The following is a 13,736-nucleotide window of genomic DNA, read 5'->3' as shown; positions in this document are numbered from 1 at the left end:
GATCAGGAAGCATGAACGAGCGTATCCCGCAGTCGCAGCCATTTGCCACCCCCACTGCCGAACGCGGTACAATCAGCGCTGGGACCAGCGCGAGCGGCTCTGAGATCCGCATTCCCTATCTGGTCAAGCGGGGGCGTGTCGATGGACCTTGCCTGTGGGTGAATGCCGCCGTGCACGGCGATGAAATCAACGGCGTGTTCGCCGCACAGCGTTTTTTCGATCGGCTCGATCCAGCTGATATGACGGGCACCGTTGTTGTGACACCCGTTGCGAACGTGCTGGCTTTCGGCGAGCGCCGCAAGACGACGTTGATCGACAGCATCGATATGGATCAAAGCTTTCCAGGCAGGCAGAACGGTTTTGCGACCGAGCGGGCCGCGGCCGCCCTGTTCGATCGTTTCGGCAAGTCGGCCGATGTGGTGATCAACATCCACACACTCGGCGCACCATTCGATGCGGCTCCCTATGCCGTCTACAAGGTCCACCCGGGAGCCCGGGTGTCTGAAACCGAATTGCTGGCGCACATAGCGTGTTTTGAACCCACAATTGCTTGCCGCATGCCGGTCGCCAATGCTGCCGGCGAGTTGCCTGGAAATATCGCTGGTGCGCTGGACTACCAGTCGCTTTCGCAAGGGGCCATCGCGTTCATGGTCGAACTCGGCGGGGGCGGTCGTCTGGAGGAAGATCATGTCGAGCACGGCGTCGCCGGCCTCATGCGCCTGGCTGGCAAGATCGGCATCCTGGCCGCACCGGCGGACCCGATATCTCACCGGATAAGACAGGTGACCACACGCGCCCATCGCCTGGCAAAGGCCGGTGGCCTGTTCGAGCCGAAGGTCCTGCCGGGAACCGCGGTCAGTGCTGGTGCTAGCATAGGCAGCGTGCGCAACCTGTTTGGAGATGTCATCGAGGAGATCGTGGTCGAGGCGGACAGCTGGGTAATCGCGGTGCGGCGCGACCCGGTGGTGCATTCGGGAGATCGCGTCGCCTTCCTGGCAACCGAGTGGAGCGACGTTGATGTCGCGGGATGAAAGCGCCCAACCTTCGCGGCCGTTGGTTGCAGTTGCCCAGTACGCGCCGTTGCATGGCGCGGTGTCAGCCAATCTCGGCCTGTCGTTGGACAGGATCGATAGGGCAGCACGGGGCAAGGCCTCGATCGTGATCTTGCCGGAATGTTGCACGACAGGGCTGGTCTTCTCAGACCGATCACAACTGCTTGCCATCGCCGAGACAATCGACGGCCCGAGCGTCACGGCCTGGCGCGAGATTGCCGGTCGCCTGAACATCTACCTGATCGCCGGCATGGCGGAGCGGGATGGAAAGCAGCTTTACAATACCGCCGTGATCGTCACACCCGATGGGACTGTTTCACACTATCGTAAGGCGCATGTCTTCGGCCGGGAGAGGAGCCTCTTCGATCTCGGCGATCAACTCGCCTGCATCGAGACGCCCTGGGGCAAGGTGGGATTGGCCATCTGCTACGACCTCTGGTTCCCGGAAGTGACACGCGCCCTGGCGGCAAGCGGTGCAACGCTTGTCGCCTCTCCCAGCAACTGGTCCGTCCCGCCACGTCAGTCCGGGGATGCACAAGACGCAGCGCCTATGGCGATGCATTTGGCGATGGCTGCGGCTTGCAGCAATGAAATCACTATTGCCTGCGCCGACCGCACCGGCGAGGAAGGCGGCGTGCGCTTCCTTGGGCAAAGCTTCATCGTTGGGCCCAATGGCCGGCTTCTGGCCGGTCCGGCTGGAGTGGGCAATGATGACTGCCTCGTCGCGGAATGGCCCGACTCGGCGCTCACCAGGACCATGGTGCAAAGCCACATGGAGACACGCCGCGAGGATCTCTACGGCAGTGAAGTTGTGACGCTCGGCACCGGGGGCAACCGGGCGAAATGAGCCGCAAGTTAAGCCATGCGCATTGGGGGGCTTTCGAAGCCACCTTGAAAGACGGTCGGATCGAGGCGGTTTCGCCCTTCAGTCATGACAGCCATCCCTCCGCGCTGATCCAGTCGGTTCCAAGCGCCGTCTATGCGGCGTCGCGCATCGCGCAGCCAATGGTGCGCGAAGGCTACCTGTTGCGAGGCCCGGCCGACATGTCTCGGCGCCGTGGCGCGGAACCGTTCGTTCCCGTGAGCTGGGAGGAGGCGCTTCAACTGGTCTCACGGCAGTTGGACAGCGTAAAAAGAGAATACGGCAACCAGGCGATCTTCGGCGGCTCTTACGGATGGTCAAGCGCGGGACGGATCAATCACGCGCGCACGCTTGTCCATCGTTTCCTCTACGGGTTCGGCGGCTGTGTCGACCAGGTGACCAACTACAGTTGGGGAGCGGCGGCGGTGCTGCTGCCGCACGTCGTGGGTGGCATCGAAGCGGTTGCGGGGCCAGTTACCGACTGGCCAAGCATCATCAGGAACTCGAAACTCATGGTTCTGTTCGGCGGCGCCGCCGAAAAGAATATGCTGATCACGACAGGAGGAGCTGGTAGCCACGAAAGCCCAGGCTCGTTCAAACAGGCTCGGGACGCTGGCGTCGAATTCGTGTCCATCAGTCCGCTCAAGCGTGACTGTGGCGACTGGCTCGGCGCCGAGTGGTTGCCGATCCGGCCGGGCGCCGATACCGCACTGATGCTGGCGCTCGCCCACACGCTGATTGTCAATGAACGCGTCGACCTGGCATTCCTGGACAAATACACCGTCGGATACGAACGCTATCGCGACTATGTCCTGGGCATTGCGGACGGCACGCCAAAATCCGCGAGTTGGGCCGCCGGCCTTACCGCGATCGATGCAGACAAGATCGTTGATCTGGCGCTGCGCATGGCCGGCTGCCGGACGATGCTTTCGGCGACATGGTCGTTGCAGCGGGCGGACCATGGCGAGCAACCCTACTGGGCACTCATCGCCCTGGCTGCAATGCTTGGTCAGATAGGGTTGCCGGGTGGCGGCTTTGGCTTTGGCTATGGGTCGATCAACGGCATGGGCACGCCGCGTCGTCCAACAAGCTCTCCGGCGATGGAGTCGGGCAAGAACCCGCTCAGGCTGGCAATTCCGGTCGCCCGGATGGCGGACCTCCTGCTTCAGCCCGGCAGAACCATCCCTTTCGATGGCAAAACCATAACCTTCCCGGATATCAAGCTCGTCTACTGGGCCGGCGGCAATCCGTTCCATCACCACCAGGACATCAACCGCCTGGTCGATGCCTGGAACAGGCCAGAGACAATCATCGTGCATGAAGTCTGGTGGACGGCGACGGCACGCCAGGCCGACATCGTATTGCCCGCCACCACCACCTATGAGCGCGACGACGTCGGTGCATCGCCACGCGACCGCTTCATTGTCGCGATGCCGAAGTTGATTGAACCGGTAGGTCAGGCACGCAACGATTATGACATCTTCGCCGACCTGGCAGGCCGGCTCGGCTTTCGCGAACATTTTACAGAGGGCCGCGATATCAGCGGATGGATAGAGCACGCCTATGACCGGTGCCGGTCGAAGGCGCGGGCACACAATGTCGATTTGCCGGAGTTCGCCCAGTTCTGGAGCGATGGGTTTGCCGAGGTGCCGGCGCCTGACGAGGACTTTGTGCTGTTTGCTAATTTCCGCACTGACCCCAGGGCGCATCCTCTCCGCACGCCATCGGGACGCATTGAAATCTTCAGTGAGACGATTGCGGGCTTCGGGTACGGCAATTGTCCCGGGCATCCGGTCTGGTTGCCGCCCAAGGAATGGCACGCCGCCAAAGCGGCCGAGCGGTTCCCGCTCCACATGATATCAAATCAGCCATCGACACGGCTCCACAGCCAACTGGATGACGCGAAGCTGAGCCGAGAATCGAAAGTATCTGGGCGTGAGCCCGTTCTTATCAACAACAGCGATGCCGCAGCACGCGGAATCCAGGATGGCGACACGGTGCGCGTGTTCAATGATCGGGGCGCTTGCCTCGCCGGCGCGGTGCTGTCGCGAGAAATCATGGCAGGGGTTGTGCAGCTCGCCTCAGGTGCCTGGTATCATCCAGAGGCGTACGCAGAACCGGGCGCCCTTGACCTCCATGGCAATCCGAACATGCTGACCCGGGATGAGGGGACATCATTCCTCGGCCAGGGCCCCTCGGCCCAGTCTGCTCTCGTTGAGATAGAAAAATTCATTGGCGATCGAGACCCGGGCCATTTCCAGATGCCTGAGGTCAAGCCAAGCCGCTAAATACAGGTTGCCGTGCCCCTGGCCTCCGAAAATCCATCTACAGTTCGCGCCTTCCTGTCCTCATGACCTAGCTAGGCCAGTCGTGGCAACGCTTTCACGAATGAATGCGGCCTTTTGCAATGCGCGGCAGCCACCTGGCTAGTTCGCGGGGCGAAACGGTTTTGCAAGCGAGGCTGGAAAATGCAGCGCCAGCATCTGGCGGTTTCGCGAGATCAGGACCAGCACCACGATCGTTGCCAGATAGGGCAGGGCCGACAACAGTTCGGACGGCACATTGAGCCCAAGCGCCTGTCCCTGAAGCTGCAGGATCGTCATGCCGCCGAACAGCCATGCGCCGAGCAGGATGCGCAGCGGCCGCCAGGTGGCGAAGACGACCAGCGCCAGAGCGATCCAGCCCTTGCCGGCGGTCATGTTCTCGACCCACAGCGGCGTGTAGGCGACCGACAGGTAGGCACCAGCCAGGCCCGCCATCGCCCCGCCGAACAGCACGGCCATGTAGCGTATCCTGATCACTGGGTAGCCGATCGCATGCGATGTCTGAGGCGACTCCCCGATCGTGCGCAGGACGAGGCCGGCCTTGGTCCGATAGAGAAACCAGCTGATGGCGCCGAACATCAGCAGCGCCAGGTAGACCATCGGGTCGAAGCGGAACAGCAGCGGCCCGATCACCGGCAGATCGGACAGATAGGGAATGTTGACGCGATGCAGCGCCTCGATCGGATCGCTGCCGAAGCCACGCCCAAGGAAGGCCGAGACACCGGAGCCGAAGATCGCCAGCGCTAGGCCGGCGGCGTATTGATTGGTGAGGAAGGTCAGCGCCAGAACGCCGAACAGCAGGGATGCGGCAGCGCCCGCCAGCGCTCCGGCCAGGATCGCTACGGGCATGGAAAAGCCCGCCGTCACCGCCCAGAACGCAAGGGCCGCGCCCATCAGCATCATGCCTTCGATGCCGAGATTGAGAACGCCTGACTTTTCGACCACGAGTTCGCCAAGAGCGGCGAAGATCAAGGGTGTCGCGGCAATGATGGTGCCGGTGAATATGGCGATGAAGAGATCCATCAGGCTTTCTCCCGTACCAGGCGAATGCGATAGAAAATGAAGAAGTCGGCAGCCAGCAGGAAGAACAGCAGGATGCCCTGGAAGATGCGCGTCAGCGCGGAGGGCAGGCCAAGCGTCATCTGCACGCCTTCGCCGCCGAGAAAAAGCAGCGACATCAAGAGCCCGCCAATGACGATGCCGAAGGCGTTCAGCCGACCGATGAAGGCAACGATTATGGCCGCGAAGCCATAGCCCGGCGATATTTGCGGCGAGAGCTGGCCGAGCGGTCCGGCGGCCTCGGCCATGCCGGCGATACCTGCCGCGGCGCCTCCGGCCAGCAGGCCGATCCAGACCGCCGCCGACTCGCGAAATCCGGCATAGCGGGCAGCGAGCGGCGCGGCGCCGCTCACCGACATCTTGTAGCCGAGGAAGCTGCGGTCGGTGAACAGCCACATCGCGATGACGGCGACGACGGTGATGAAGATCGAGGAATTAAGCCGGTACGCTGGGTCGAAGGACTGCAGCATGGCGGCCGTCGGCAGAAGTGCCGTCTGCGGATAGTTGAAGCCGGCCGGATCACGCCAGGGTCCATGCACGAGATAGGACAGGAACAGCGTGGCGATATACGTCATCATCAGCGTGACGAGAATTTCGTTGGTGTTCATGCGGGCACGCAGGAAGGCGGGGATTGCCGCCCAAGCCATGCCGGCGCCCATGCCGGCGACGAACATCAGCGGCAGCAGCAATGCGCTCTCCGGGTTGGGCCAGAAGAGGCCGACACCGCTGGCGGCGATCGCGCCCATGGTGAACTGGCCCTCGGCGCCGATGTTCCAGACATTAGCGCGGAAACCGATCGCCAGCCCGCAGGCGATGAGGATCAGTGGCGATGCCTTGAGCAACCACTCCGACAGCCCGTTCATCGAGCTGAGCGGTTCGATGAAGAACGCATAGAGCGTGGCCAGCGGATCGTGTCCGAGAGACGCGAAGAAAATCGAGCCGACGATCACCGTCAGCGCCGTCGCCAGCACCGGCGCGGCAACGCGCATCGGTGCGGAAGGCTCCGGTCTTTGTTCAATCCTGAAGTGCAACGTCGCCCCCGCTGTTTGCCGATACACCTTCGCTCATGCTCCGGCCGGTCATCAGAAGTCCGATTTCCTCGCGGTCGGTTGTCGTGCGCATGAGCGGCGGAGACACTTTTCCCTGGCAGATGACCAGCAGCCGATCACAGATTTCGAACAGCTCGTCGAGTTCTTCTGAGACGACAAGCACCGCCGCACCGGCGCGGCTGAGATCGATGATGGTCTGCCGGATGAAAGCGGATGCGCCGACATCGACCCCCCAGGTTGGCTGGGAGACCAGAAACAGCCTTGGCTTGAGCGCGATCTCGCGTCCGACAATGAACTTCTGCAGGTTGCCGCCCGACAGGCTTTGCGCGGTCGATTGCGGGCCATTGGCCTTGACCTTGAACTTGTCGATGATGCCGGCAGCGAAAGCCTTGGCCTTGCGGCGGTCGATCAATCCCTTGCGCACCGTTCCGAAGCGGTGCGCGGTCAGCACCGCGTTCTCCCACAACGTATGCGATGGCACGGCGCCGCGTCCGAGCCGTTCTTCGGGAACAAAGGCGACGCCAAGCTTGCGGCGTTCGTGAGAACGCAGGCGGGCGGCAGCGGTGCCGCAAATCCTGATCGTGTCGTTTTGCTCATGCGTCCGCTCGCCACTGAGCAAGGCGATCAGTTCGGCCTGGCCGTTTCCGGAGACGCCGGCAAGACCGACGATTTCGCCGCCATGCACATTGAACGACACGTCCTTGAGATCGACGCCGAAATGGTCTCGGGCCTTGACCGAGAGCCCCTTGACCTCAAGCACCGGCGTGTCGCTCGGATTTGGCGGGCTGACGCGCACTTCAGGCAGCTTGGAACCGACCATCATGCGGGCAAGTTCCAGCGATGTCGTCTCCTTGGGACGAGCGGTGCCGGTGACCTTGCCATTGCGCAGCACGGTGGCGGTGTCGCAGAGTTCCTGCACCTCGTCGAGCTTATGGCTGATGTAGACGATGCTGCACCCTTCGGCGGCGAGCTGCCGGAGCGTTTCGAAGAGCTTGACGACTGCCTGTGGCGTCAGCACCGATGTCGGCTCGTCAAGGATCAGCAGTTTCGGCGCCTGCAGCAGGCAGCGCACGATTTCCACGCGCTGGCGTTCGCCCACCGACAGGTCATGTACCTGGCGGTGCGGATCTATCGGCATGCCGTAGCGAAGCGAAAGCTCGCGGATCTTGTCGGCAAGCGTCGGCAGATGGAATGCGCTGCTCGCCGACAGCGCGATGTTCTCGACCACCGATACGGATTCGAACAGCGCGAAATGCTGGTAGACCATCTCGATGCCGAGCGCGCGGGAAACCGCCGGGTTATGCGACACGATCGGTTTGCCGTCGCAGTAGATCTCGCCGGAATCGGCCTGCGCCGCCCCATAGATGATTTTCATCAAGGTGGATTTGCCGGCGCCGTTTTCGCCGAGGACAGCGTGGATCTCGCCCGGCTGGATCGATAGAGAGACGTCGTCATTGGCGACGACGCCAGGATAGCGCTTGCAGATGTTGCGCAATTCTAGACGCGGGTTCATGGCGGGTCCTGCCGTAGCGTGAAGCGAGGTTGGACGAGGTGCAAGCGAGCAGGCGCCGAAGCCTTTATTCTTCGGCGCCGCCCGGTCAGCAGATGGACGATCAGCTCAACTTGCCGATCATCCCCTTCACGAACCAGTTCATGCCGCGAATGTCGTTGTCGGCGAGAACCGAACCGCCGGCGACCTTGACGTTGCCGTCCTGGTCCTTCAACTCGCCGGCATAGGGATGAACCTTGCCGCTGCCGATGTCGGCTTCAAGCTGCTTCAGCTTGGCGCGGGAATCGGCGGGAATGCCTTCATTGTAGGGCGCCATCTTGACGACGCCGGCAGCCAATCCATCCCAACGCTCTTCCGGCTTCCAGGTGCCGGCGGCGACGGCCTTGGCGGCGCCAACATAGTCGCTGGTCCAGTCGAGGACGAATGAGGTCAGCTGCTTGCCCGAACCAAACTTCGCCATGTCGCTGGCATAGCCGATCGACCAGGCACCGCCTTCGCCGGCAACCTGGACGCCTGTCGCCGTGTCCGTCATCGAGCAGATGACGTCGCAGCCCTGTGAAATCAGCGTCTTGGCGGCCTCCTTTTCCTTGCCCGGATCGAACCAGGAATTCAGGAAGAGCGCATTGCAGGTGGCGTTCGGATTGACACTTTGCGCGCCAAGCAGAAACGCGTTGGCAGGGCCGACGATATCGGGGATCGGAAAGCCGCCGATGAAGCCGATCTTGCCCGATTTCGAGACGTAGCCGCCTGCCGCCCCGGCGACGAAAGTGCCTTCGTAATATTTGGCTTCGAAGGTTCCCAGATTGGCGAGATGGACGATGCCGGAGCAATGTTCGAAAGCCGCTTTCGGGAACCTCGGCGCCACTTTCTGCATAGGCGTTCCATGCGAAAAGCTGGTGCCGAAGATCAGCTTGTTGCCGGCGCTCGCCATCTCCCGGAAAATGCGTTCCGCGTCCTGCGGCATGAAGATGTTGTCGATGACGGTGAGCTCGACCTTGTCGCCGAACTCGGCCTTGATGGCCTCGACGCCGAGGCTGTGCTGCTTGGTCCAGCCGATTTCAGCGATCGGCGACACGTAGACGACGCCGATTTTCAGCACCTCCTGCGCCTGGGCGATGGTGCTCAGCCCGCCGGCGCCGACCGCGGCGCCGATCGCGCCGCTGTATTTCAGGAATTCCCGTCTTGTTACGTCGTTCATGATGATGACCCTCTGTTGGTTTTTTTTGTTGATGCCCGGCTTGTCGGTGCCCGGTCTATCTTGGGGAGATGGACGTGAACGTGCGCGCCGCCATCCCCCGGTGCCTTTGCTGGTCTCCTGAGCGGGATCGCCGTTGTTGACCCGTCGGCCTTGCCGTCCAGATAGGGAGCCAGGGCTTCAGCGGGCGTCAATTCCGGGAACACCTCGCGATCCATGATATAGCCGCGCACCAGCGAGCGGTGATGGGTATCGATGAGATCCATCACCTGTTTCAGGCGGCCTTTTTCCAGAAGGTCGACAACCCGTGAGTGGTCGTCCAGCAGATTGCAATAATCGAAATCAGCGGTGATCAGGGACCGCAACAGCGTCGTGCGGCGCACAAGCTGCGCATGGATCTCCTGCATCACCTTGTTGCGGCTGAGGCGTACGAACACTGTATGGAATTCCTGGCCAAGCACGTCGGCCAGTGCATCATTGCCGACGGCCACGGCTTGGCGCTGGCGTTCGACATGGTGGCGCAGTTCGGCCCAGCCGGCCGGGCCCAGCCGATCGCTGAGCTGGGCTGCCACGCCCTGTTCGACAAGCGTCAGCGCGTCATAGATTTCCATCGCCTCTTGCATGCTGGGCTTGGCGACAAATGCCCCACGATTCCGCTCGATCTGCGCCAGCCCATCATCGGCGAGGCGGATCAACGCCTGTCGCACGACGATGCGGCTGACGTCGAATATTTCAGCCAGCTCGCGTTCGCCAAGCTTGCAGCCCGGCACGAGCCGATGATCGATGATGGCGCGCGTCAACGTATCCGCGATCGTCTGGGAGCGGCTGCTCACGGCGCGGCTCTCCGACATTTGCAGGATGCGACTGGGATATCGTTCATATCGGACACATGCCCTCTGGGTGCAACATATCTGTCATTCCGAATTCCATATATCGGAATGCAATCACCTCAATCTGTCAACGAAAAATCGTATTTTGCCACACAAAAACTTATTGATTGATATCCAATCTTATGGTTGGTTCACCTCGGAAACGCTGAGCTAGGTTCATCATGAAGAGCTAGCCGAGTGAGAGGGGATGCCGATGGCAACCCGTTGCAACGACCGTGAGCTTCTCAACGACTGGCATGTCGTTGCCGATCGGGCCGCACTGGCCTGCGATACGCTGTTCCTGACCCGTCTGCTGGGCGTCGACCTTGCCATCGCTTGCAAGGATCCTGGCGGAACAGCGGTCACACGGCTGGACACCGGAGCAGCGGTCAAGAGCGCTGAGCGATACGGCTTCATCTGGGCGTGCCTCGCTACGCCCTGGCGCGACATCATCTATATTCCCGAGGCTAACGAGGCGGATCGTCATCTGGTCAGCGGCGGCTCTATCGCGGTCAAGGTGTCCGGCCTGCGTGCCGTCGAGAATTTTCTCGACATGGGGCATTTCCCTTTCATTCACACGGGCTGGCTCGGCGAGGAGCCACATACCGAGGTGGTGCCCTACAAGGTGGAAATCACCGACAAGGACGAGGTTCTGGCGACGGAATGCAAATTCTATCAGCCGGTGGCTTCTCCAACCGCCAAGCGTGGGTTTGTTGTCGACTATGTCTACAAGGTTATCCGGCCCTACACGGTGGCGCTCTACAAGAGCAACCCGATCCAGAAGGATCGGCTCGACGTGATCACGCTTTTCGTACAGCCGGTCGATGAAGAGAACTGCGTCGCCCACCCTTATCTTTGCTATCTCAAGGAGGGCATGGAGGCGGCGACCGTACGCAGCTTCATGCAGCTGATCTTTGGCCAGGACAAACCGATCCTGGAGAACCAGGTGCCCAAGCGCCTGCCGCTCGATCCGCGCGCCGAGACACCGATCCGGGCGGACGCCGTCTCGGTCTCCTATCGACGCTGGCTGCGCGACCGGGCTGTCACCTACGGCGCCATACCAGCGCAAACCTGATTTTCGGCAAAGACGGTCGCGGCGTATTGAAGGGATGGAATAATGGCAAAATGCTCGGATACGGTAATCCTCAACCTCTGGCATCCGATCGGCGCCATTGCCGAAGCCCCTTCGCTCACTGTTCAGGAGACGGTGTTGCTTGAGGAGCGTGTCAGCTTTGCCGTGAGCGAGAAGGGCGAGCCCATCGTGTGGCGGTCGCGGCCGGGTTTGCGGCCGGGGGATCGAGCTGCGGCCATCGCCCTCGATGAGAGACTGCCGGCCAAGAGCGCCTATGGCTATGTCTGGACGTCGCTCGGCAACCCGCCCGAGGAGCTGTTTCCCATTCCGGAATACGCGGAAGCCGATCGGCGCAAGCTCAACGCCGCGACCTTCGGCGTGAATGTCTCGGCGCCACGCGCCATCGAGAATTTTCTCGACATGGGCCATTTCCCATACGTCCATACTGACATTCTCGGCGTCGAGCCGCACACCGAGGTCAAGGAATATGATGTCGAGATCTCCGCCGATCGCGACGAGATCCTGGCGACGCGCTGCCGCTTTTTCCAGCCGATGGCTTCGACCACTTCGGATGGCGGCGCGGATGTCGACTACGTCTACCGCGTGCCGCATCCCTATTGCTCGGTGCTCTACAAATCGAGCCCGGTCGACGAAACCCGGCGCGATGTCATTGCCGTCTTCCTGCAGCCGGTCGACCAGGAGCATGTGCGGGCCCACATGCTGCTGTGCGTGCTCGACGAGGACAATGAAGACAAGGTGATCAAGCGTTTTCAGCAGACGATCTTCGGCCAGGACAAGCCGATCCTCGAGAACCAGGTGCCGAAGCGCCTGCCGCTCGATCCTCGCGCGGAAACACCGATCCGGGCTGACAAGTCGGCCATCGCCTACCGGCGCTGGCTCAGCCAGAAGGGCGTCACCTACGGCGTCATTCCAGTAGCCGCCTGACAAGATTTTTTTGGAGACAACTGATGTTGGAAGAAGCCAGGAACAAGTGGCATCCGATCGCTGCTGCCTATGATCTGCCGTATCGCCATGTCTTCCATGGCCAATTGCTCGGCCGGGAGTTTGCCGTCTGGCGCGCCGATGATGGTTACGTCAACATCTGGGAAAATCGTTGCCTGCATCGCGGCGTCAGGCTGTCGATCGGCATCAATGACGGCCGCGAGCTGAAGTGCCAGTACCATGGCTGGCGCTATTCCAATCGCACCGCCGGCTGTACCTACATTCCGGCACATCCGGCCGACGCGCCGGCCCGCACCATCACCAACCGTACCTTTCCGGCGGTGGAACGCTACGGCCTTGTCTGGTCGTCCGAAGAGCCACTGGGCGAGGTTCCCGAGGTGTCCGGACTGCCGGAAGGCAAATTGCTTGCCTTGCGTGGCATCCCGGTCAACGCGCCGGCCGACAAGGTCGTGGAGAAGCTGAGCGCCTACCGTTTCCAGCCCAGTGCCACTCTCGATGGCGACGGCGCTGAAGTGCTGGTTGAAGCCGTGCAAGATTTCGCCGTGGCGCTGCGGGCAGCAGACGGCAGCAATCGGACGCAAGGCGTCTTCTTCGTCCAGCCTGTCGATTCCAACCGCTCGGTCATTCGTGGCGTGCTGGATCACGACGCCGATGGCGCCAGGCGCATCGCCATCCTGCGCCACCATAACGAGCGGCTCTCCAAGCTGCGCGACGAGGTCGAGCGCGAGGCAGCGAACGCATCCGTGCCGGCGCCGATCGAGCCGGTTTATGAAAAGGTGTCGGCCGAGCTCGCTGAAATGCCCGAGATAACGACGCATGGCCGCAAGGCGGCATTGCGCGTCTCGGTAGCGAGGAAATGGCAGGCCGCCGACGGCATCGCCGGTTTCGAGCTTCGCCCGATCAAGGGCCTTCTGCCGACCTTCCAGCCGGGCGCTCATATCGATGTCCACATGCCGAATGGCGAGATACGGCAATATTCGATCACCAACGGGCCGGGTGAGACCGACAGCTTTGTCATCGGCGTCAAGCTGGAGAGGGATTCCAAGGGCGGTTCGAAATGCATGCACGAGACCGTCCGCGAGGGCGATGTGCTGGCGATTTCGGAGCCGCGCAACAACTTCCCGCTGCGGCGTGACGCGATCAAGACGCTGTTCATCGCCGGCGGTATCGGCATCACACCGCTGCTGGCCATGGCGCAGGCGCTGAAGAACCAGGAACTGACGCACGAACTTCACTATTTCGCGCAAGGGGAAGAGCACCTGGCCTTCTCCGATCGCTTGCAGCGCCTCGAGGGCTCGCTCATGCCGCACCTTGGTCTTACGCCGGAGCAGACGGGCGCCAAATTGCGCGAACTGCTCTCTCCATACCGGAACGGCATGCATGTCTACATCTGCGGTCCCGGCCCGATGCTGGAAGCCGCCCGCAGGACTGCATCCGAGCAGGGCTGGCCCGACACCGCGGTGCATTTCGAGTATTTCAAGAACACCAACAAGATCGACGACAGTTCCAGCTTCGAGGTGGCCCTGGCGCGCTCATGCGTCACGCTGAAAGTGCCGGCTGGCAAGACCATCATGCAGGTCATGCGCGACAATGGCATCGATGTGCCGTCGTCTTGTGAGCAAGGTGCCTGCGGCACCTGCGTGGCGACGGTGATCGAAGGCGAGCCGGACCATCAGGACGTCTACCTCAACGATGCCGAGAGGAAGGCCGGGACCAGGATCATGACCTGCGTGTCGCGTGCCAAGTCGGCACGCCTCGTGCTCGACCTATAGGAGCTGACG

At 61.9% G+C, this 13,736-nt stretch carries 11 protein-coding genes; 6 read left to right on the top strand and 5 right to left on the bottom strand.

What is annotated here, in order from left to right; all coding sequences use genetic code 11:
• Nucleotides 1–11: 11 nt before the first annotated feature.
• The 3 genes from GA829_RS30040 to GA829_RS30030 are packed head-to-tail and all read left to right on the top strand — an operon-like array spanning nucleotide 12 to nucleotide 4,202.
• Nucleotides 12–1,031 carry a M14 family metallopeptidase gene (locus GA829_RS30040; RefSeq protein WP_195176170.1) on the top strand — a complete coding sequence of 340 codons (1,020 nt, stop codon included), beginning with the start codon at nucleotides 12–14 and terminating at the stop codon, nucleotides 1,029–1,031.
• Entirely contained in the window at nucleotides 1,018–1,899 is an 882-nt protein-coding gene (locus tag GA829_RS30035) for a nitrilase-related carbon-nitrogen hydrolase (RefSeq protein WP_195176169.1), read from the top strand. Before GA829_RS30040 ends, GA829_RS30035 begins: the two co-directional genes overlap by 14 nt.
• The gene (locus tag GA829_RS30030) at nucleotides 1,896–4,202 is read left to right on the top strand and encodes a molybdopterin-dependent oxidoreductase (protein ID WP_195176168.1); all 2,307 of its coding nucleotides are present in this window, start codon (nucleotides 1,896–1,898) and stop codon (nucleotides 4,200–4,202) included. Before GA829_RS30035 ends, GA829_RS30030 begins: the two co-directional genes overlap by 4 nt.
• A 138-nt stretch (nucleotides 4,203–4,340) precedes the next feature.
• Here the strand turns inward: GA829_RS30030 and GA829_RS30025 are convergent, their stop codons facing one another.
• The 5 genes from GA829_RS30025 to GA829_RS30005 all read right to left on the bottom strand — a co-directional run bounded on the left by GA829_RS30025 (nucleotide 4,341) and on the right by GA829_RS30005 (nucleotide 9,884).
• Nucleotides 4,341–5,261, bottom strand: a complete 921-nt coding sequence (locus tag GA829_RS30025) for an ABC transporter permease (protein WP_195176167.1) — start codon at nucleotides 5,259–5,261, stop codon at nucleotides 4,341–4,343.
• Nucleotides 5,261–6,328 carry an ABC transporter permease gene (locus GA829_RS30020; protein ID WP_195176166.1) on the bottom strand — a complete coding sequence of 356 codons (1,068 nt, stop codon included), beginning with the start codon at nucleotides 6,326–6,328 and terminating at the stop codon, nucleotides 5,261–5,263. Before GA829_RS30020 ends, GA829_RS30025 begins: the two co-directional genes overlap by 1 nt.
• Nucleotides 6,312–7,859 (bottom strand): ABC transporter ATP-binding protein, encoded by a 1,548-nt coding sequence (locus GA829_RS30015; protein WP_195176165.1) that lies wholly within the window; start codon nucleotides 7,857–7,859, stop codon nucleotides 6,312–6,314. The genes GA829_RS30020 and GA829_RS30015 overlap by 17 nt, the downstream gene beginning before the upstream one ends.
• Before the next feature lie 100 nt (nucleotides 7,860–7,959).
• The gene (locus tag GA829_RS30010; RefSeq protein ID WP_195176164.1) at nucleotides 7,960–9,054 is read right to left on the bottom strand and encodes a BMP family ABC transporter substrate-binding protein; all 1,095 of its coding nucleotides are present in this window, start codon (nucleotides 9,052–9,054) and stop codon (nucleotides 7,960–7,962) included.
• Entirely contained in the window at nucleotides 9,051–9,884 is an 834-nt protein-coding gene (locus tag GA829_RS30005; protein WP_195176163.1) for a GntR family transcriptional regulator, read from the bottom strand. The genes GA829_RS30010 and GA829_RS30005 overlap by 4 nt, the downstream gene beginning before the upstream one ends.
• Nucleotides 9,885–10,134: 250 nt before the next feature.
• On the opposite strand from GA829_RS30005, the gene GA829_RS30000 reads away from it, so the two are divergent.
• The 3 genes from GA829_RS30000 to GA829_RS29990 are packed head-to-tail and all read left to right on the top strand — an operon-like array spanning nucleotide 10,135 to nucleotide 13,727.
• Nucleotides 10,135–10,995 (top strand): aromatic ring-hydroxylating oxygenase subunit alpha, encoded by an 861-nt coding sequence (locus tag GA829_RS30000; protein ID WP_195176162.1) that lies wholly within the window; start codon nucleotides 10,135–10,137, stop codon nucleotides 10,993–10,995.
• Between the two features lie 42 nt (nucleotides 10,996–11,037).
• Nucleotides 11,038–11,937, top strand: coding sequence for an aromatic ring-hydroxylating oxygenase subunit alpha (locus tag GA829_RS29995; RefSeq protein ID WP_195176161.1), 900 nt, complete (start codon nucleotides 11,038–11,040; stop codon nucleotides 11,935–11,937).
• Nucleotides 11,938–11,960: 23 nt separating this feature from the next.
• Nucleotides 11,961–13,727, top strand: a complete 1,767-nt coding sequence (locus tag GA829_RS29990) for a 2Fe-2S iron-sulfur cluster-binding protein (RefSeq protein WP_195176160.1) — start codon at nucleotides 11,961–11,963, stop codon at nucleotides 13,725–13,727.
• The last annotated feature ends 9 nt before the right edge of the window (nucleotides 13,728–13,736 follow it).

The sequence above is a fragment of the Mesorhizobium sp. INR15 genome (assembly GCF_015500075.1).
In the GTDB taxonomy this organism is placed as follows: Bacteria; Pseudomonadota; Alphaproteobacteria; order Rhizobiales; family Rhizobiaceae; genus Mesorhizobium.
The sequence above is the reverse complement of the archived record's forward strand: the minus strand, read 5'-3'. Positions and strand labels throughout refer to the sequence as shown.

What these genes read in the sequence shown, in the direction of transcription:
- GA829_RS30040 (WP_195176170.1), top strand. Translation starts at nt 12, where the DNA reads ATGAACGAGCGTATCCCGCAGTCGCAGCCATTTGCCACCCCCACTGCC.
- GA829_RS30035 (WP_195176169.1), top strand. Translation starts at nt 1,018, where the DNA reads ATGTCGCGGGATGAAAGCGCCCAACCTTCGCGGCCGTTGGTTGCAGTT.
- GA829_RS30030 (WP_195176168.1), top strand. Translation starts at nt 1,896, where the DNA reads ATGAGCCGCAAGTTAAGCCATGCGCATTGGGGGGCTTTCGAAGCCACC.
- GA829_RS30025 (WP_195176167.1), bottom strand. Translation starts at nt 5,261, where the DNA reads ATGGATCTCTTCATCGCCATATTCACCGGCACCATCATTGCCGCGACA.
- GA829_RS30015 (WP_195176165.1), bottom strand. Translation starts at nt 7,859, where the DNA reads ATGAACCCGCGTCTAGAATTGCGCAACATCTGCAAGCGCTATCCTGGC.
- GA829_RS30010 (WP_195176164.1), bottom strand. Translation starts at nt 9,054, where the DNA reads ATGAACGACGTAACAAGACGGGAATTCCTGAAATACAGCGGCGCGATC.
- GA829_RS30000 (WP_195176162.1), top strand. Translation starts at nt 10,135, where the DNA reads ATGGCAACCCGTTGCAACGACCGTGAGCTTCTCAACGACTGGCATGTC.
- GA829_RS29995 (WP_195176161.1), top strand. Translation starts at nt 11,038, where the DNA reads ATGGCAAAATGCTCGGATACGGTAATCCTCAACCTCTGGCATCCGATC.
- GA829_RS29990 (WP_195176160.1), top strand. Translation starts at nt 11,961, where the DNA reads ATGTTGGAAGAAGCCAGGAACAAGTGGCATCCGATCGCTGCTGCCTAT.